The organism is Microcystis sp. Msp_OC_L_20101000_S702 (genome assembly GCF_007095705.1).
GTDB lineage: Bacteria > Cyanobacteriota > Cyanobacteriia > Cyanobacteriales > Microcystaceae > Microcystis > Microcystis ichthyoblabe_A.
In genome coordinates this window covers 21,182-39,764 of the sequence record NZ_SFBO01000133.1, presented here as the reverse complement: position 1 = coordinate 39,764, position 18,583 = coordinate 21,182, and the positions used below count along the sequence as shown (strand labels likewise).

The 18,583-nt window shown below is 39.7% G+C and carries 14 protein-coding genes and 2 pseudogenes; 10 read left to right on the top strand and 6 right to left on the bottom strand.

Translation table 11 applies throughout. The features are described 5' to 3' along the window. Positions 1 to 69 precede the first annotated feature (69 nt). The 7 genes from EWV60_RS14240 (at position 70) to EWV60_RS14210 (ending at position 10,154) form a co-directional block, all read left to right on the top strand. Positions 70 to 780 (top strand): lysophospholipid acyltransferase family protein, encoded by a 711-nt coding sequence (locus EWV60_RS14240; protein ID WP_024971105.1) that lies wholly within the window; start codon positions 70 to 72, stop codon positions 778 to 780. A 196-nt stretch (positions 781 to 976) separates the two neighbouring features. Next, positions 977 to 2,008, top strand: coding sequence for a GntR family transcriptional regulator (locus EWV60_RS14235; protein ID WP_287232919.1), 1,032 nt, complete (start codon positions 977 to 979; stop codon positions 2,006 to 2,008). 473 nt (positions 2,009 to 2,481) lie between these two features. Further along, positions 2,482 to 3,606 carry a vWA domain-containing protein gene (locus EWV60_RS14230; RefSeq protein WP_287232917.1) on the top strand — a complete coding sequence of 375 codons (1,125 nt, stop codon included), beginning with the start codon at positions 2,482 to 2,484 and terminating at the stop codon, positions 3,604 to 3,606. A 17-nt stretch (positions 3,607 to 3,623) separates the two neighbouring features. After that, positions 3,624 to 6,779: a tubulin-like doman-containing protein gene (locus EWV60_RS14225; RefSeq protein WP_287232915.1), complete on the top strand. Its 3,156-nt coding sequence runs from the start codon at positions 3,624 to 3,626 to the stop codon at positions 6,777 to 6,779. A 91-nt stretch (positions 6,780 to 6,870) separates the two neighbouring features. Continuing rightward, a complete protein-coding gene (locus EWV60_RS14220) occupies positions 6,871 to 9,075 on the top strand; it encodes a methyl-accepting chemotaxis protein (protein WP_287232914.1) in 2,205 nt (734 codons plus the stop codon). 6 nt (positions 9,076 to 9,081) lie between these two features. Continuing rightward, on the top strand, positions 9,082 to 9,723 hold the full coding sequence (locus tag EWV60_RS14215) for an OmpA family protein (RefSeq protein WP_002733090.1): 642 nt from the start codon (positions 9,082 to 9,084) through the stop codon (positions 9,721 to 9,723). 197 nt (positions 9,724 to 9,920) lie between these two features. Continuing rightward, a complete protein-coding gene (locus tag EWV60_RS14210) occupies positions 9,921 to 10,154 on the top strand; it encodes a hypothetical protein (protein WP_287232911.1) in 234 nt (77 codons plus the stop codon). A gap of 27 nt (positions 10,155 to 10,181) precedes the next feature. Here the strand turns inward: EWV60_RS14210 and EWV60_RS14205 are convergent. Both EWV60_RS14205 and hisD read right to left on the bottom strand, forming a co-directional pair. Beyond that, positions 10,182 to 10,340, bottom strand: a pseudogene (locus tag EWV60_RS14205) (Uma2 family endonuclease); the annotation flags it as partial. 296 nt (positions 10,341 to 10,636) lie between these two features. Further along, positions 10,637 to 11,893 carry a histidinol dehydrogenase gene (gene hisD / locus EWV60_RS14200; protein WP_002734219.1) on the bottom strand — a complete coding sequence of 419 codons (1,257 nt, stop codon included), beginning with the start codon at positions 11,891 to 11,893 and terminating at the stop codon, positions 10,637 to 10,639. A gap of 318 nt (positions 11,894 to 12,211) precedes the next feature. Here hisD and accC point away from each other — a divergent pair, with 318 nt between their 5' ends. From accC to EWV60_RS14185, 3 genes and pseudogenes are all read left to right on the top strand, one after another. Beyond that, the gene (accC, locus tag EWV60_RS14195) at positions 12,212 to 13,558 is read left to right on the top strand and encodes an acetyl-CoA carboxylase biotin carboxylase subunit (protein ID WP_287232907.1); all 1,347 of its coding nucleotides are present in this window, start codon (positions 12,212 to 12,214) and stop codon (positions 13,556 to 13,558) included. A gap of 43 nt (positions 13,559 to 13,601) precedes the next feature. Then, positions 13,602 to 14,171, top strand: coding sequence for a Uma2 family endonuclease (locus tag EWV60_RS14190; protein ID WP_287232905.1), 570 nt, complete (start codon positions 13,602 to 13,604; stop codon positions 14,169 to 14,171). Positions 14,172 to 14,197: 26 nt separating this feature from the next. Then, a pseudogene (locus tag EWV60_RS14185) lies at positions 14,198 to 14,773 on the top strand (Uma2 family endonuclease). A gap of 106 nt (positions 14,774 to 14,879) precedes the next feature. Here EWV60_RS14185 and EWV60_RS14180 read toward each other — a convergent pair. From EWV60_RS14180 to EWV60_RS14165, 4 genes are all read right to left on the bottom strand, one after another. Beyond that, the gene (locus tag EWV60_RS14180) at positions 14,880 to 15,845 is read right to left on the bottom strand and encodes a glycosyltransferase family 10 domain-containing protein (protein WP_149107856.1); all 966 of its coding nucleotides are present in this window, start codon (positions 15,843 to 15,845) and stop codon (positions 14,880 to 14,882) included. Beyond that, entirely contained in the window at positions 15,842 to 16,726 is an 885-nt protein-coding gene (locus EWV60_RS14175; RefSeq protein ID WP_149107855.1) for an FkbM family methyltransferase, read from the bottom strand. Before EWV60_RS14175 ends, EWV60_RS14180 begins: the two co-directional genes overlap by 4 nt. 519 nt (positions 16,727 to 17,245) lie before the next feature. Beyond that, on the bottom strand, positions 17,246 to 17,713 hold the full coding sequence (locus EWV60_RS14170; protein WP_287232903.1) for a DUF29 domain-containing protein: 468 nt from the start codon (positions 17,711 to 17,713) through the stop codon (positions 17,246 to 17,248). A gap of 99 nt (positions 17,714 to 17,812) precedes the next feature. Next, a complete protein-coding gene (locus EWV60_RS14165) occupies positions 17,813 to 18,412 on the bottom strand; it encodes a Uma2 family endonuclease (protein WP_287232901.1) in 600 nt (199 codons plus the stop codon). Positions 18,413 to 18,583: the final 171 nt, after the last annotated feature.

The window sequence follows — 18,583 nt, the reverse complement described above, 5'->3', positions numbered from 1 at the left end:
AGCGACCCCCCAGACAACTAGACTAAAGTAGAAGTGGTCAGAAAGTCTCGATCTTCCCTAACACTTCGGATGTCTCAAAGCACTATCGTTGACGAGTCCCTCACCATTAGAAAAAGTCCTGCTGTCAATTCCCGAATTAATCCCTGTTTAATTCGCTTTTGTTATTTTCTGGGAAATTATCTAGTTTTACCAGCTTTTTTCAGCAAAATAACGGTTACGGGCCAGGAAAATATCCCCCTAACGGGGGGTGTCATCTTGGCACCTACCCATCGGTCCCGTTGGGATGCGCTGATTTTACCCTACGCGGTGGGACGTTTAGTTAGTGGACGGGATTTGCGCTTTATGGTTTCCGCTAACGAGATGAAAGGGGTACAAGGTTGGTTTATCCAACGTTTGGGGGGTTTTCCCGTCAACACCGATCACCCCGGTATGGGTAGTCTGATCCACAGTGTCGAACTTTTGGCCGCAGGGGAAATGGTGGCGATTTTTCCGGAAGGGGGTATCTGTCGCGATCGAGTGGTTCATCCTCTTAAACCGGGGGTAGCGCGGATCGCGTTGGAAGTTAAGACCATCAAACCCGATGCAGATATCAAGATTTTGCCTGTAAGCATTAGTTATAATCAGCCTTACCCCGGATGGGGAAGCGAAGCGACAGTAAACATCGGTCAAGGGATTAATGTGCTTGATTATCAACAAAATTCGCTAAAACGGGAAACTGTCCGCTTAACCAAAACCTTGAGCGATCGCTTAAAACTTCTCCACGAGGATCAATCACCTTAATCAGCTGTTGACTATCTACCCCATGAGTGGGGTTTCAGGGACGGATTAAAATGATTGTTTTAACTATTTTTAAGCAAAAAAGTGGCTTTTCTGGTTTAAATAAATAATATCTTGTTTTTTTCTGCTTCTGGCTCCTGAATACTGCCTCGGAAACCCCTCAGATCGGTGAAGATGTCCGATTGTTGCAGGGGGTCTAATGATAGAATGGGTATCAGCGAAAGTAGTTTGTGAGCGAAGTGATCCGATGCAGTTCCAAATCCAGCCAGACAGTGAAATCCCCGCCTCTAAGCAATTATTTGACCAAATTCGCTTCGCTATTGCCTCTCGTCAGTATCCACCGGGACATCGTTTACCTAGTACCCGTCAACTAGCTATGATCACGGGATTACACCGTAATACGATAAGTAAAATTTATCAACAACTGGAAGATGATGGGTTAGTAGAATCCATAGCAGGTTCGGGGATTTATGTCAAGGCTCGCGGACATGAAAACGATAATTTATCGGGTTCACCCCTATTGGAACAAAATCCAGAAATAGGCCGACTAATTCGCCAGAGTTTGGCTGGTTTTCTCGCTCAAGGTTTAACTTTAGAGCAAATTCGCGAGTTATTACTGGCGGAAATCGATTGGCGATCGCAGTGTCGTTCTCAAGTTCTTGTCACCATTCCCCGTCACGATTTGGGTGCAGGAAAACTAATGTTGAGAGAATTAGAGCAATCCCTCAAAATTCCCGTCCAATTAGTGGCAATGGAAGATTTAGCCCAAGTTTTAGCCAATACTAAATCTGCCACCGTTGTCACCAGTCGCTATTTTATCAGTGTAGCGGAGGAAATTGCCGCTCCTTTTCACCTACGAGTCATTCCCATCGATATCTATGATTACAGCAAGGAATTGGCATTAATCAAAAAATTACCCACCGATAGCTGTTTAGGAATTGTCAGTATTAGCACCGGTATTATTAAGGTGGCCGAAATTTTAATTCATAGTTTACGGGGTGATGATTTATTAGTTATGTCTGCTCAAATTCATGAAACGGATAAGTTAAGAGTTTTAGCCAGAACTTCCCAGACAATTATCAGTGATCAAGCGAGTTATACTTTAATTAAAAATCTAATTAAGGAAGTGCGATCGGATTTAATTCGTCTGCCAGAAATTATCTGTAGTGATAATTATATTGGGGATAAATCAATTCAATTGCTCAGACGAGAATTAGGATTAGGTGGTTAGAGGATAAGCTAGGACACATTTTAACCTCTGAATCTCCCCCCTTTACTGTTACCTCTTGCCTTATCTCAACAAGCAATTTAAGTAGGGAGGCACAATTATTTGTAGGATGGGTTAGCGGTAGCGTAACCCATGCCGGCGTTGGGTTTCATGCTTCAACCCAACCTACGTTCTTTAAAATTTAGTTTACTCTATGGTTACTATTGACAATAACCTAGGGGCTCTCTTAGGTTTGGTGGGTAAAATGTATTCTAAGATACAGTCCTGCTGGCGAGGGAGTGGAAGGAACCACTCCAGACACAGAGGACACAAAGATCGATCATAATGTAAGTTAAACTTATCACACAGAACCTAGAAGAGCCACCTAGGGCAAATCGAGAATAAAAGCGAAAAAAACTTTTAAGAAGTATTAATTTTTTAGTACAATGGGGCAAGGATAGGGATAAGCTCAATTTTTCACTCTCGAACGAGGCTAAATGAAAAGTGCTGACTGTTTAACGGTATCCCCCGGGGAACCGCTTACCGATTGGCAAAAACTGGGATTAGATTTGGTGGCTCGTTGGCAGGGACGAGATGTTATCCTAGCGATCGATCTTACCGGTAGTGTTAACTTTAATGATGAAGGACGCACGCGCCTTGGTCAAATTATTCGCGATAGTTTAAAAAATAACGATTCCGTTTATTTAGTTCCCTTTGCTGATAATGTTCAACCGATTGCAGAACCGATTTTAATTCGCGGAAAGGAAGATATAGACGCGGTTTTAAAAGCAATTCCCTGGCAATCTAGCCAAAGTGCTAAAAATACCGATATTCAGCGAGCAGAATGGCACGTTTATACTCGACTGGCACGCTTAAATCAGTGTCGTTTAACTGCCAATCAAGCTATCAAACCCCAGTCGGTAGTTTGGATTACCGATGCACCCCTTTCTACCGCTGCGGGGATTACTTCGCAACAGTGGATAGAAACCCCAAAAAATAGCCCTTTTCGTCTTGCTAATTCTCCCGAAAGTTTGGAGAGACAAAACTGGCTTAATTCCCTACCAATTAATCTAAGAACCCAAGAAATTACCGCCACTAACGGCAATAAATATAAACTATCAGTGGTCGATATTGCTCCCACAGCACAAGAGTTCTGCACTCCCGCACCGGGAGGACAAGAAACCTGTTTGATTAATTCTTATCTCTTGAGTCAGTTATGGTTGCCAGCATTGGTAATTACATTAATGGAAATTGGGGGAATAGTAGCGAGTATTTTGGGAATTCGTCATTGGTTGCTGTTAAATACTGCTTGGACTATTGAAGTCTCCTCTAATGATGATGAAGATGAAACCCAAAAATATATTTTAAAAACATCCGAAAGAATTAACATCGGTGGTGAAGAACATAAGAGGAATACCTTTTCTCGTGCCGGGGAAGAAATTCGCTGCTATTTAGAAAGACGCGGCAATCAGTTATATCTGAAACCCACTAAACAAGCAGAGATTTTTTATCGAGGTAATCAACTAACTCAGGAGGTGAAAATAGATAAAAATTACCTGACTTTAACTTATCACCATAACCATCAAGATTTCGACCTACAAATTCAGATTAGTAAAAAATAACTCAGGAGATTTAAACCATGGCTAACACCAGTCAAACCCGCGCTATCAAACGGACAGTTATCATCGGATTAGGTGGTACTGGTCGAGATGTGTTAATGAGAATTCGTCGCTTTATTATTGATAAGTATGGGAAGTTATCTAACCTACCCGTTGTCAGTTTTGTTCATATTGACACAGACAAAAACGCTTTCAATGGTTCGGGTTTACCCACAGGAAATAGCTATCACGGAGAAGAAATTCTTTTATCAGCTGCTGAAAGAGTATTCATTAATATGAATGCTCAGGATGTTAACAATCTCACCTATGAACTTGAACACAAAACTCTTTTTGAAAGTCCCTTTTCCCATATTGCAAGCTGGTTAGACCCAAGACTAAAAAAACAAATAACTGCCATTGAAAATGGTGCGGGAGGTATTCGTCCCGTCGGTCGTTTAGCTTTCTTCCATAACTATCAAAAAATTCAAGAGGCAATTGAAGCAGCGGAAAGACGAACTTCTGGTCATGAATCCTTTATGTTTAGCGGTAAAGTTAACGGTCAAAGTTTTAATGTCCAAGAGGGTTTAAATGTCTTTGTTGTCGGTTCTTTGTGTGGGGGAACTGGTAGCGGTATTTTCCTCGATGTGGCCTACACTTTGCGTCATATTTTACAACAAACCACCGAATATACATCCTTTGGTTATTTGGTAATTAGTCCTAAACTTTATGGTGATGGGGCAATTATGAGAGCTAATACCTATGCAGCTTTGAAAGAGTTAGACCATTATACCAATGAAAGTAATTCCTTTCAAGCCTGTTATGATAAACAAAATTTCGTCAACATTGATGAAAAACGTTCTCCTTTTGATTTTGCCTACTTAGTTTCTAATCGCACTTCGGGAGATTACCAGATTAATAACAAAGCTAAATTATGTAATGTCATTGCTTACAAGATTTTCTTGGATTTTGCCGATGAGTTATCTCTCCCCATCAAAAGAAATCGGGATAACTATAAAGACCCGATGATTCGTAAAGATAATCATCCTTTTCAGATGTGTCAAGGTTATATCTCCTTTGGACTAGCGAGGATTTATTTTACTCGCGACCGAATTGTGCAGATTGGTCTCAATCGTTTTAGTCTCAAATTAATTAAATTTTGGTTAGAGGGATACGGTCAAAGTCCCAGTGGACAAGAGTTATTAAGTAAGTTCCTAGCTAATTGGAGTACCCAAAGTAATAAGGATTATTTTACTGCCAGATTGGAAGAAGCAACCCTAGAGAATAATAAAACTTTTTCTAAGACTTTAACCTCTTGGAAAAATTCCCTAGAGGAAGAAATATCCAATAGTCAAGATTTGGAGAATTTACCCCAAACCGTCAAGCAATCCCTAGAAAAAGAGTTTCGCAAAGTACAAGGGGGAGAAACAGATAGCAGTCGCGGAATCTGGTTAACTCTGACCCAACAAACTCAACCTAAATTAATCGAAAAATTTAAGTCAGATATTGACCAATTTTTGGAGATTCTTCTTAATCCTGATAGCTTAGAATTTTCTTTGGAAAATAGCCTATCTTTTTTGGTCGCTTTACAAGTACAGATTAATACCTACAAGGGGAATCTAGAGGAATTATCTCAGGATAATAAAGGGTTTCATTCCTCGGAAAAAATTGATAACATTTGGCGAAATGTTAAACAAACTCTCGAAGATATAAACGGGAAAAAGTCTGTCTTCAAGATGTTCAATAAAAATGCCAATAGTGAGAGAATCAAGTCCGAGTTAAGAGACTACGTTCAAAGCGGACAAAAATTAATTCAGCAGAACTTTAATTTCAGCATCAATGGGGAATCCAGAAAGATTGTTGAAGCGATTCTCAAGCATATTTCTAGTCGAATGCTGCAGATACAACAACTGAAAGAAACCCTATATCAGCTAATCGCAGAATACGATAAATACGAACAGGAGTTAATGCAGTTAAATCTCGACGAGATGACTGGGGAAGGTATTTTCCCAGAGGAGAATATTGATAACTGTATCCCTGACAGTAACTCCCGAACTCAATACATTTCCGTTAGCCAAAAAGTCACCAATAATTTAGGCTATAATGCTTCCCTATTCAGTTTATTTAGCCAATCTTTTGTTATTGACAATGAAACTCTCAAAGAGACCCTAACAGCAACAATCGAGAAACAGTTTCAATCGGTAAGCACTAATAAAATTGATGCAGTAATTAAGCGATTTATGGGTCAATATAAACCCCATGATTTTCCTGAACGCTTGGCGCAAATTCTGCGAGAAGCTGATTTAATGTTACCGATAAATGTTAATGATGCTTACTATCGTTTGCATACAGATAAAGCATTACTAATTGGGACTAAGGACGATAATTCACCCACCATGCAAAGATTTATGAAGACTCTCGAATCTGATTTAAATATTAATCGGGGGACTTCTTTTGAATCAATTCAAACCGACGAAGAAATCCTAATTACCTACGAGTTTGGTGGGTTTCCCCTAAGAATCATTACTGATTTATCTGGGTTACAAAAAATCTATCAAGACCAAAAGAGAATCAGCATTTTACACAATGATTACAGGATAGAATTTGCTGATATTATCCCACCACCTGCCAAATTAATTGAGGAATTAGAGTTTATTTTCTATCCCGCAATTGCTCTCGGTTTACTAGAATACGATGAGGAAGATGATACTTATCAATTAGTCATCGAAGGCGATTTATTTAACAATAAGTCCATCATTGACATTAGCGGTAATTGGCGACTTGCCTTAGAACAATTTGCTTCTCGTAATGACATGATTAATGCTTTGCAGATACTGCTTAATCAGGCAAAAAATGAGATTTTGGCTAATCCTCCTCTATTATTTACTAACGAGGGTGATTATTTCCAGAATGTCAGCTATTTTGTCAACAATGTCAAAAATTTACCATCCTATCACCCCAATTATCGCTACAAAAATAAGGTAGCTGGACAAGATGGAAATGCTCAACAGGAGGCAAAAGAAGGAATTATTACCCGTTTTGTTAATCAACTGAAAATGGAACTAGAAAAACGTGCTACTGAACAGAAAAAACTCGAAAGACAACAGCAAAAGCAACAAACTTTACTAGGAACAAACAATAACATTAGTCAACCCAGTTTACCCGCAGAGGTTAGCACTGATGATGAATGGTCAAATTAATCAATCTTAATAATGTTTCCCCAGCTATCTGAGGAAACATTCATCCCCAACTCTCTCTATCAACCACAATTCGAGGTATCCAATAACTATCATGGCATTACTTAACCTTTTTCCCCCCTATCTGATTGTTTTAACTCTAGTCTTGGTTATTTTTCCCACCGTCTTAGCTGTGGGAATCCGGATTACTCTTTATAAACATCTCCAAAAGTCAACCGCAAAAGTCAAGCGTTTAATTCGGGGGAAAAGTCGCGGGGTTCAACCAAAAATTGTCTCCAATCTAGAGAATAGATTTAAGATAGCTAGTAATCAACTAGATGATGTTAATACCGCAGCTTTGGTGGATAGTTTATACCATGCGGAAAAATTTACTTTCATGTCTAAATCTCTCAGATGCGAGAAATGGGATTATTTTGTGAGAGTGTTACCCAATCTCCTCCTCGCTTTTGGTTTGTTGGGAACTTTCCTGGGAATTACTCTCAATCTGACGGGAATCAGCACACTTATCGATATTAATAATGTCGATGTGCAAAGTTTGGGAGAAAAGCTCAAAACTCCCCTAGAAAGTATGGGGATTGCTTTTATCACTAGCTTAATTGGTTTAGCTTGTAGTTCTTTACTGACTGTGATTAACTTAATCTTTAACACCAACCTTGCTAAAGCAAATCTAATTAGTTCCCTAGAAGACTATTTAGATAACACTGTAAAAGGGAATAGTCGCTTGGATAAAGCGGTTAATCGCATGGTGGATACACAGGAAACATTTCTAACTAACTTTCATAATGAGGTGACGAAAGTATTACAATCTTCTTTAAGAGAAGTTGCTAAAGAAATTGCCGAACGTAATCAGGAAACCGCTAAGTTAGTCACCCAGGTTTGTGAAAGATTAACTGAAACTGCGGGAACTTTATCTACCGGTGCGACGACTTTTCATCGTTCAGCTTTTGAACTTAACGAGCAAGTACCAATTATCACGCAAGCAAACCGAGAGTTTACACAATCCTCTCAGGAACTAAAAAATAGTGTACTGCTTTTTAAACAAGCGTCAGAGTTAATTGAAAAAAGTAACTTCTCTGGTAATATCGAAAGGTTTACCGCTAGTTTAGCAGAAACCCAAGGGAGATTTTCTCAATCCACTGCAATACTAGAGCAGAATATAGGGGAGATTATCAGCAGTAATAAAAGAGCTAACGATTTAGCAGAACAAGTGTATTTAAATATCCAAGAATCTTCTCAAAAATTACAAAATAGTGCGCTAGGTTTTCTGGAAGCTTCCGAAAAAATCGAAAGTAGTCAATTTGCTGATAAGTTAGTGCAAGCAACCGCAGATTTAATGACTGCTCATCAACAGTTTGCCGATTCTACTACAGATTTAAACCAATCAACTCAATCTCTAGCTTCTTTAACTCAAGACTTCCAGCGTTCCATGACAACTATGGTTGAGTTAGGAATAAAAATTACTGACTTGAATCAAAAATCTGAGACAATCCTAGAACAAAATCAGCAACGCTCAGTCACCGAACAAGAAAAGTTATCTAACATTCAGGGAGAATTAGTAAAATTAATCGAAACTGTGAAAACCTATCAAGACAGTTTTAACTCCGAGTCGAAACAATTAGGAAATCAACTTATCAATCGTCTCGATGAAAGACTCTCCCAAACCTCCGATAAAATTCTCACTGCTTCCCATGGGATTGAGCGCTCTAGTAATAATCTCGATGTGACTAATGCTAACTTGTCTCGGTTAATTGATACAGTGACAGAGCAACTTACTCAAGTCAAGGAAAGCTTACAGTCTGAGTTAAACCTTTTAAGCAATAACTTAGGGATGGTAGTTGATGATAAATTAACTAAGAACTCAGAACAATTAAAAGCAGTTTCCCAATCTATTGAGAAAACAGCCAATCAATTTGGCAGCCTTAAATCAGATTTTTCTCAAGTAATTAACGCAGTGAACACCAACACCAGTCAATTAACTGCTAACTTAGAATCTTTGCGAGATAAGTTAGAGAAAGTTATCGCTAAGGAAAATAAATCGAATCAGAAAATGATTGAACATATTTATGGAGAAATTCACAAATGTTTAGCAGAACTGGAGAAAATTAACGATATGCGTTCTGACTTTTCTAACTTAAATAATAAGATGGAAGAACTTTCTGAATTTTCTAACTTAAAGGATAAGATAGAAAAACTTAAGGATGAGATGGAAGAACTTTTTAAGACAATCCCTAATCCTCCTCAAAAAGATGTTGAGAAGGGGATTAAGACTATATTGGATAACTTCACTAACAAATTCTAAGCAATTATGTCTAGACGTACCTACTACCGGGATGAAGATAAATCGGTGGATGTTTATCCCGCATTTACCGATTTAATGTCCAATGCTTTCATGATTCTGAGTTTATTTCTCCTCTTGGCACTTTTTCAGTCCTATAATCTCATCAGCAAACTGGAGGAAGCTAACCGAAAACTGCAAACAGCAACCCCCATAGTTATCGATGAAAAATCAGGAAAATTCAAATTTCAGTCGGGAAGTGCTGAATTAAACCCCGCTTTAAAAACCTATATTCGTCAGCGCATTATTCCCGCTATCGAAACCATTACCAAAGACAGAGAAATCGACTTTATTCAAGTAATTGGACACACGGACGGACAGGGAATACAAAAGACAAGTAATCTCGATAAAAATATCGAATCGGTTGCCAGCAGAAAACAATCTGTTAAAATGCTAGTACCCGGTTCTAACACTGATTTAGGATTAATGCGAGCTTTAGCAGTAGTGCAAGAAATCGAAAGCACAGGTAAACTCAAAAACGTCAAATTTCGAGCTTTTTCCGCAGGACAGTTATACCTCCCATCGGGTAAATTAGCTGCGGTTAATCGTGACGCAGATGCAAGCAGACGCAGAATTGAAATCCGTTTTATTCCCCCCGGTAGAAAACAATAAGACAAAAAAATTCTAGAAATTTGTTTTTTTATCTTTTGCTTGTTACACTGAGGAAAGAAGGAAATTCAAATCAATATCTATGGAACAAAACACTTTAGAGGGGACTTGGGATACCAATTCTCCAAAGTCTGACTACAGAAGTTTAATCCCCCTAAATCCCCCTTAAAAAGGGGAACTTAAAGGGGGATTTAAATTCGATGTGTAGTTTTCATTTAGAGAAATGGTATAAATTAGCAGGTCAGCGAGTTAGATTGACCATTCTACTTAATCAATCTGCCAATTCTTCCACTCCAGAAACCCTAGACCAAAAATTAAAAGGAAGAGTTGGACGAGTTTATTTTCAGCCATCAGATTTATCTGAGCGAGTAGAACAAGTTTTTACAAATATTTTAGATGATAAAGACCAAACGGTATGGAAATCAACCTTTTGAGGTTGTACCTTAATGATTTTTCATTCCCTATAGGGTGACATCCTCGTATAAATCCCGAAAAGATGCCGTCAGATTAATACTCTGCAAACTAAAACTTTCTTGCTGATAGGTTTGCAGAATCCATAAACCCTGTTCACCCCGTCGAAAAGTTTCCACTCGTTGGTGTTTACTATTCACTAAGAGGTGGTGATTCGGTGGTAGTGATGGAGACTTAATCCTTTGCTTTGCTGGGTAAGCAACTCATATAAAGTTGATTTTGTCAAGGATTGTTAAGATGCGCTTACCCTGGTAGATATTGCCATAGACCGGATGAGTTGGGGAGCAATAAATATCTTAATGGTGAGTCTAATTTATGACAAGAGATTCATCCCAATCTATGGGGAGATATTAGATAAAAAAGGAAGTGGTAATCTCGAAGAACAGCAAGGTAAAAAAATTAAGGATATGGGAATCAAAAAATATGTCACAAGACCATACTTTTTCTAGGTTTTGTCCTGTCCTCGGTACTCTATGCCCTCATCCGTTGCCGTAAAGCCCTCTGCTTGCGCTAATATTTGTAGATTGTGGGCTATGGAGGCGAAGGAATCGGCGGGATATTCGATCAAAGTGGCGGAATCGAGAAAAGTTTCCACTCCCACGGGACAACCTAAATAATCAGCCACCGCTTTTGGAGTAGTAGAACCAAGGAGAATAGTTCCCGATTGTCTCACAGAAGATAGCTTTTCCCAGGGTTCATCGATCATTAAGGATAAATGGGTGGGAGCAAAAAGATTCGATAATTCGATCGCTTTCTCCAATGATTCCACCACCACGATTAAGCCATAATGAGCGATCGCTTTTTCCGTTAACAATCTCTGGGGATGTACCTGTAACTGTTTTTGTACTTCTTCCTGTACTATTAAAGCCAAAGCCTTATCCGTCGTCAATAAAATCGCAGCCGCTAGGGAATACTGTTCCGCTTGCGCTAATAGATCTAGGGCCAACTGTCTAGGATTAGCTTGATTATCAGCAATAATAACTAAATCAGAAGTAATAGAGAGATAATCGATTTTTACATGGTCAGAAACCAGTTTTTTAGCCAAATTAGTGTAAAAATCACCTATTCCGGCAATCATCTCCACAGGAGCGATCGTTTTTGTCCCGTAGGCTAAAGCGGCGATCGCCTGTGGTCCAGCCACCCGATAAATCTCACTAATACCCACCGATTGGGCTGCCACTAAAATCGCCGGATGGATGCGTAAATCCTCATCGGCGGGGGACACCATGACAATCCGTTTAACCCCCGCTATTTTGGCAGGAATCGCCTGTTGGAGCAATAAACTGAGATAGGCTCGTTTACCATCGGGAACGACAATTCCCACACTGTTAATCGGTTGATAACGTTTCCCTCGAACCGTACCATCCTCAGGAAACTGCACCCAAGCTTTGGGAAGACGCTGACGGTGAAAAGCCTCCATTTTTGCACAGGCAATAGCGATCGCATTTAATAAATCCTGGGACACCTGTTGATAAGCAGCATCGAGTTCCGAGCCACTCACCTTAAGTTGTTGTAGATTAAGGGACTGTTGGTAGAATTTTTCCGTGTAATCCACCAACGAGCGATCTCCAGTAAGTCGCACCTGATCGATAATCTCTCGGACAAGCGATTCTTTTTCCCGAATTTCCGGATCGTCGAATCGTTCCCGAATTCGTCTCAGTTCCGTTCTGGCTGACCATGGCTCTGTGATAATTCGCAACATCGAGCTATTATCCTCTAGGGGCGAAACGAGATTAAAAGGTTTTCACTTCTCACACTCTAGCTTATCGCTTTCAATCTTGACCAGGGAGGGAGACGAAGTCGGTTAATTTAGCCGTCAGGAGTCAGGAGTCAGGAGTCAGGAGTCAGGAGTCAGGAGTCAGGAGATAGGAGTCAGGAGATTATTTTTATTTTTTCTCCCCACACCCCACACCCCACACCCCACTTACCCCCTCCCCCAACCCGATTTCCCCAAGGTAACAAAACCAGATATTCTACTAAATAGTCGCCTATCACACCAGCCTGATCTCGTGGTCGTCCAATGCAGTTTGCCAAGATATTAATCGCCAATCGCGGGGAAATCGCCTTAAGAATCCTTCATAGTTGCGAAGAATTGGGCATTAGAACCGTTGCCGTCCACTCTACCATCGATCGCCATGCCCTTCATGTTCAATTGGCCGATGAGAGTGTTTGTATTGGTCCGCCTCCGAGCAGCAAAAGTTACCTAAATATCCCTAATATCATCTCGGCTGCCCTAACACGCAACGCCACGGCCATCCATCCCGGTTACGGTTTTTTGGCAGAAAACGCCCGCTTTGCCGAAATTTGTGCCGATCATCAGTTAACTTTTATCGGTCCGTCTCCCAGTGCTATTCTGGCTATGGGGGATAAATCTACCGCTAAAAAAACCATGCAAAAAGCGGGAGTTCCCACTATCCCCGGCAGTGGTGGTTTAATTACCTCAGAAGCGGAAGCAAAGCGGATCGCTGATGACATCGGTTATCCTGTCCTGATTAAAGCCACCGCCGGCGGTGGAGGGCGTGGGATGCGTCTTGTCAAGAGTGCAGATGAACTAGGTAATATGTTAAAAGCCGCCCAAGGGGAAGCAGAAGCTGCTTTTGGCAATTCAGGAGTATATCTAGAAAAATTTATCGAATGTCCCCGACATATCGAGTTTCAGATTTTGGCCGATAGTCACGGTAACGTGATCCATTTAGGAGAAAGAGACTGTTCGATTCAGCGACGACACCAAAAACTGCTAGAAGAGGCACCCAGCCCCTTCTTAACGCCCCATTTACGCTCAAAAATGGGTAATGCCGCTGTTAAAGCCGCTAAATCGATTAATTACGTCGGGGTGGGAACTGTGGAATTTTTAGTCGATAAACAGGGCAATTTTTACTTCATGGAAATGAACACCCGTATTCAGGTGGAACACCCCGTCACGGAGATGATCACGGGGATGGACCTGATCCGAGAACAAATTCTGGTGGCACAGGGCGAAAAACTGCAAATTAAGCAAGATCAGGTGATATTTAGAGGGCATTCGATCGAGTGTCGCATTAATGCCGAGGATCCCGATCACAATTTTCGCCCTCACCCCGGCAAAATTAGCGCTTATCTGCCCCCCGGTGGTCCGGGTGTCCGCATGGATTCCCACGTTTACACCGATTACGAAATCCCCCCCTATTACGATTCCCTAATTGGGAAATTAATTGTCTGGGGAGAAAATCGCGAAACTGCGATTAAACGCATGAAACGGGCCCTGCGGGAATGTGCGATCACGGGAGTACCGACAACTATTGATTTCCATCGTAAAATATTGGAAACTCCCGCCTTTTTAGCTGGAGATGTTTACACTAATTTCATCCAGGAACATCTCTTGCCCTAGGGCGTTACCATAAATTTTAGACGAGAGTAGGTTGGGGATAATAATGACAGTAGAAGTTAAATTTAACTCGTTTCAACTCAGCGATGAACAGTTCTTTCAACTTTGTCAGGATAACCGAGATTTACGCTTGGAACGCAACCCAAAAGGAGATTTAATTATTATGCCACCGACTGGAGGAGAAACCAGCAATTCTAACGCTGGAATCACTGCCCAATTATGGTTATGGAATAACCTACATAAATTAGGTGTAGTTTTTGATTCTTCTGGAGGATTTAAACTACCGAATGGGGCTGATCGCTCTCCCGATGCTGCTTGGATACCTTTAGATAAATGGCAAGCTTTAACCCCGCAACAAAAGGAAAGATTTTTACCTCTATCTCCCGATTTTGTCATTGAATTAATGTCTCCTAGTGACAACTTAGAAACGGCTAGGAAAAAAATGCAGGAATATTTAGATAATGGGACTCGTTTGGGTTGGTTAATCAATAGAAAAACTAGAGAAGTAGAAATTTATCGTCAAGGACAGGCAGTAGAAATTTTAACTAATCCAGAGAGTTTATCGGGGGAAAATATTTTATCTCAATTTGTCTTAGAACTTGATAATATTTGGTAATTCTATAATCCTATAAAAGAGAATCTATGATGACAGTAGTAGAAATTAAATTTGAATCTTGGCAACTGAGCGATGAACAGTTTTTTCAACTTTGTCAGGATAACCGAGATTTACGTTTGGAACGCAGCGCTAAAGGAGATTTAATTATTATGCCACCAACCGGAGGAGAAACTGGTAATTCTAACGCTGGAATCACTGCCTAATTATGGTTATGGAATAACCTACATAAACTAGGTGTAGTTTTTGATTCCTCCACGGGGTTTAAACTACCGAATGGGGCCGATCGCTCTCCCGATGCTGCTTGGATACCCTTAGAAAAATGGCAAGCTTTAACCCCGCAATAAAAGGAAAGATTTTTACCTCTATCTCCCGATTTTGTCATTGAATTAATGTCTCCTAGTGATAGCCTAGAAACTGCTAGGAAAAAAATGCAGGAATATTTAGATAATAGGACTCGTTTAGGTTGGTTAATCAATAGAAAAATTAGAGAAGTAGAAATTTATCGTCAAGGACAGGCAGTAGAAATTTTAACTAATCCAGAAAGTTTATCGGGGGAAAATATGCTGCCAGAATTTAGTTTAAATCTTACCTTGATTTGGTAAGCCAATTTAGGGGGCGATTCAAAACGTGCAATGTAGGGGCGCAACGCTTGCGCCCCTACATTGCAACATTGTCAACATTATTTTGGGCTTTAACTCAACAAGGACATTATTGACTCAAGAAAGATTTTTTGAGTTTTTGTATTAATTTGGCAGGGTTCTGTATATGATATCTTAAATCAATATGATTTATTCTGGCAAATTCGATTCGAGTGGCTGGTGATCTAGGACTGTTAATCTCCTGAATTTGTCGAGCAAAAAAAGGGAAAAATTGATATTCATTTAAAATCAATTCTCTAGCATGAGTGATAGCCTCTAAGTTTTTTTCCCATTGTTGACTGGCGATCGCTTCTTGGATAATTTCAATTGCCTCTTGGGGTTTATTAATATCAATCCAAATAAAAGATTCTTTAGGAAAGTAATCACTGAGGTTGACACAGCCATAGTAAATAGGCATCGTATAGCTTAAAAAACAGTCAGCTAACTTTTCACTCCAATAGTGTAAACCACTGTAGTTCTCGATTGCCAAAGAATATTTATAAGGAGCTAATCCATCCCATTTATCAGGAATTCGCTTAAATCCGTTTCCCCACAAATCAATTTCCAAAACTTGGCTGATTTTTTCCAAAAATTTCAGCCGATCTTGGTGTCCTTTAAACATTTTTTTATTACTGGTAATCCAAGAAAGTTGTCTGGTTTTATCAGGGACTTGACAGCTTTTTAAATAATCATAGTCTTTGTCAACATACCATCTTAAAGCTGGTTGCGTGTGAATGTATTTAGTCCCTTTTAAGCTCATATCCGTTGTATAAACTCGACTAAACTTTCCAAACCCTTTAGCAAACCACTTGTAGTTAGGCACAGGGGGTTCTTGAATAATAGCCCAAATATTTTCTGGGGAGCATTCAACGACAGTAAGCTCAGGAACAAAATTGATAATAACTACAAAGTCAGGATTTGACACTGAATCAAATGTAAACTTTATATCACCCCATTGACCTGAATGATTAGGGGTTTGTCTGATTATGAGACCCCTTGATCTTTCAGAACCCTCAATAACTCTTACTACAGTCATCCTCTTAAGTCCAGTCCCATTAGGCTACGATAAATTTTGAAAAGCACGTTAAGACTACCACCATTGTATTGGCGAAAAACTTTGGGTATGACCTGCATTTTTTCTTCTTTTAACCGACAGCCATGCCAAGGAAGTTTTCGACTTCCACGCAAAAATATTTGACCGTCATATCCACAAAATAAATAGGTCAGCAAGCTGAGATCAGTTCTTAAAGTAAATGGAGAGTTATCATGAATTTCAAACAGGTTAAAATACTCTGACTTAATAAAAAAGCCGTTCTGTCGAAGACAACAAATCAACTCGTACCCTTTACTTTGAGCTAATTTAACCAATGCTAACAAACTTGACCCTTGACTGATTTTCGGATTAGCCGGTTGGATAAAATCTACTTCAGTGGGAATAGTTGGATTAAACTCTATACAAATCAACTTTGGCCGATAAACTTTCACGGCGTTCCAAATATGATAATCATTCCCATCTACATCTATTGATAGAAAATCAAAATCGGTCGGGATCGGTGTATCAGCCAAAATGGAGTCAAGGTTATCGGAACTTTCCCAACCTACAAACCTATTGACTGGGATAATCTTAGGATTTTGAGCGAACCTCGCTTTTAAGTCGTTAAACTTAGAGGAACTACCTTCGATGAGAACAGCAGAGTAATTTTGATTTTCAATGAGATTGCAGGTGTTACTCAAGTGGACACCATCCCATGCCCCAAATTCTACACACCAGCTATCCCTATCAGGAAGAATATCCAAGATTTTTTCGATAACTCCATCCTCCCCTGTTTGAGAATACACATTTTTACCGTAGTCTAGTAACCAATTGGATGGTTTTACGAACTCGTCTTTTGGAGAACTGTTGATCTGGGCAGTCATTTGAAGTTATAAGTGTACAAACATAAAATCGGACGTTTGACCTGGGCTTAATCTAGCATAAAGACTAATTTAGCATATAAAACATTTCTGCTAGGCGATGCGCCCCTGATTGTCTCACACTTTGTTCTAATCTAATCCACAAATGTTGAATTCTGTAATAAAACTTAACATTTACCCCATCTCGAAGACATTTGTTAACATTTCATGACTTTATCCATCCAGTGTAGAAAGCTAATTTCCGGCTCTTCTGGTTTCTGTGTGGAAACGAGGTCTATACTGATAGAATATCCGCAAAATAGTCCTAAAAGTCTTGCCCAATAAGAACTTCAGGATTTCATAAGCAAAAATTATCACACAAAGTCGAGAAGAGCCGAATTCAAGAGAAACTATCTAAAATATACTCCAATTATAGTCAACTCTGATGTGCTTGTTCTCGACCTTTTTTTAAGATTAAAAACTTGTGATACTGAAGAACTAATTTTGAGGTTTCCGCCTATTCATTAAAATTAAAAATTAATTTTAATGAAGATAGTCATAATCAAGGATTTCTGCAAGGGTGAAGGGTGATTCAATCGGTAATAAATCAGCAGTAAGTTGATATTTTCTGAAAGTATCTTCTCTGGCTGCTTGGTAACAATCTATCCAGATTTCAGGAATCAATCTTCTCAGACTTGGACTCTCTTTTAATAAGCGTTGAACTTGTCGGCGTTGTTCAACAACTGTGCTGCGCCACCCTTGAGCATTTGCTTCCTTTTCAGTTAGCCAGTAAGTCAATTTAAGCAAATGTTCGGCAATGACGGTTAAGCGACTTTCTAGTTCTCGTTTTTCACTCCTTCCCATCGTTTCAATTTCTTCGATCAAATTTTCTAAGTCTAATTTTTCAAAACGATGTTCTTTGAGTAAATTAGCGGTTTCTTGTAACCATCGGTAGAAATCTTCTTGATAAAGACTTTTACCTGAGGAAACTAAAGACTTTTCGATGCTCATTTGATGATGACCTAGAAAAAAGAATTCTTAGATAATTTTAAAGCGACTCCCTGATCTCGAGAAGATTGGCAGAATATCGCAGGATGACCCCTGAAAACATCAGAGCTTTAAATTTAAGCTAAAATTAGGTAAAACATCTTCACCCGATAAATCAGTGGGATTTTCTAATATTTCTACCTCCTTTCCTTGACGATAAATTTCAACTTGCCGATTCTGGGGATCGATTAACCAGCCTAACCTTGCGCCATTTTCCCTATACTCAAGCAGTTTTTTCTGTAATTTGTCAAGACTATCGGATTCAGAGCGCAATTCCACCACAAAATCGGGACAGAGGGGAATAAATCCCTTTTTCTGCTTAGGGGTTAAAGATTCCCAGCGTTCTCGACTCACCCAAGATAGATCAGGAGAACGAATCGCCCCATTTGGTAGTATAAATCCGGTGGAAGAGTCAAACCCGACTCCTAAAGCTTCATTTTCTTCGCACCAGCGACCCAGTTGAGTCGTTAAGCTAAAATTACGCTGTCCTGATTCGCCACCTGTCGGGGGATTCACGATTAATTCTCCTTGGGCTGTACGTTCTAATTTTAAGTCCCGGTTGACCTCCGCAAGGGCTTCAAACTGTTCAAGGGTTATAGAGAGAGCGATCGCGCTAGGAATTTCTAAGGAGAGGGTTTCGGGTGAGGTAGTAACTGCTAACATAATCCTTTGATCAGGTGCAACTTATACTATTAAAGATTATCGGTCAAGTTTCTGCACAGAATTCTTTAGCTTGCGCTGAACAAATTCCCGATTTTTTAGGGAAACTTCCACCTCAATCGGGCGGTTTCACTAAATAACAGGTTACAATAGCCAATAATTAACTAAATTTAC

Coding starts and splice junctions, on each gene's coding strand:
- EWV60_RS14240 (WP_024971105.1), top strand. CDS start 70: ATGTCTCAAAGCACTATCGTTGACGAGTCCCTCACCATTAGAAAAAGT.
- EWV60_RS14235 (WP_287232919.1), top strand. CDS start 977: ATGATAGAATGGGTATCAGCGAAAGTAGTTTGTGAGCGAAGTGATCCG.
- EWV60_RS14230 (WP_287232917.1), top strand. CDS start 2,482: ATGAAAAGTGCTGACTGTTTAACGGTATCCCCCGGGGAACCGCTTACC.
- EWV60_RS14225 (WP_287232915.1), top strand. CDS start 3,624: ATGGCTAACACCAGTCAAACCCGCGCTATCAAACGGACAGTTATCATC.
- EWV60_RS14220 (WP_287232914.1), top strand. CDS start 6,871: ATGGCATTACTTAACCTTTTTCCCCCCTATCTGATTGTTTTAACTCTA.
- EWV60_RS14215 (WP_002733090.1), top strand. CDS start 9,082: ATGTCTAGACGTACCTACTACCGGGATGAAGATAAATCGGTGGATGTT.
- EWV60_RS14210 (WP_287232911.1), top strand. CDS start 9,921: ATGTGTAGTTTTCATTTAGAGAAATGGTATAAATTAGCAGGTCAGCGA.
- hisD (WP_002734219.1), bottom strand. CDS start 11,893: ATGTTGCGAATTATCACAGAGCCATGGTCAGCCAGAACGGAACTGAGA.
- accC (WP_287232907.1), top strand. CDS start 12,212: ATGCAGTTTGCCAAGATATTAATCGCCAATCGCGGGGAAATCGCCTTA.
- EWV60_RS14190 (WP_287232905.1), top strand. CDS start 13,602: ATGACAGTAGAAGTTAAATTTAACTCGTTTCAACTCAGCGATGAACAG.
- EWV60_RS14180 (WP_149107856.1), bottom strand. CDS start 15,845: ATGACTGTAGTAAGAGTTATTGAGGGTTCTGAAAGATCAAGGGGTCTC.
- EWV60_RS14175 (WP_149107855.1), bottom strand. CDS start 16,726: ATGACTGCCCAGATCAACAGTTCTCCAAAAGACGAGTTCGTAAAACCA.
- EWV60_RS14170 (WP_287232903.1), bottom strand. CDS start 17,713: ATGAGCATCGAAAAGTCTTTAGTTTCCTCAGGTAAAAGTCTTTATCAA.
- EWV60_RS14165 (WP_287232901.1), bottom strand. CDS start 18,412: ATGTTAGCAGTTACTACCTCACCCGAAACCCTCTCCTTAGAAATTCCT.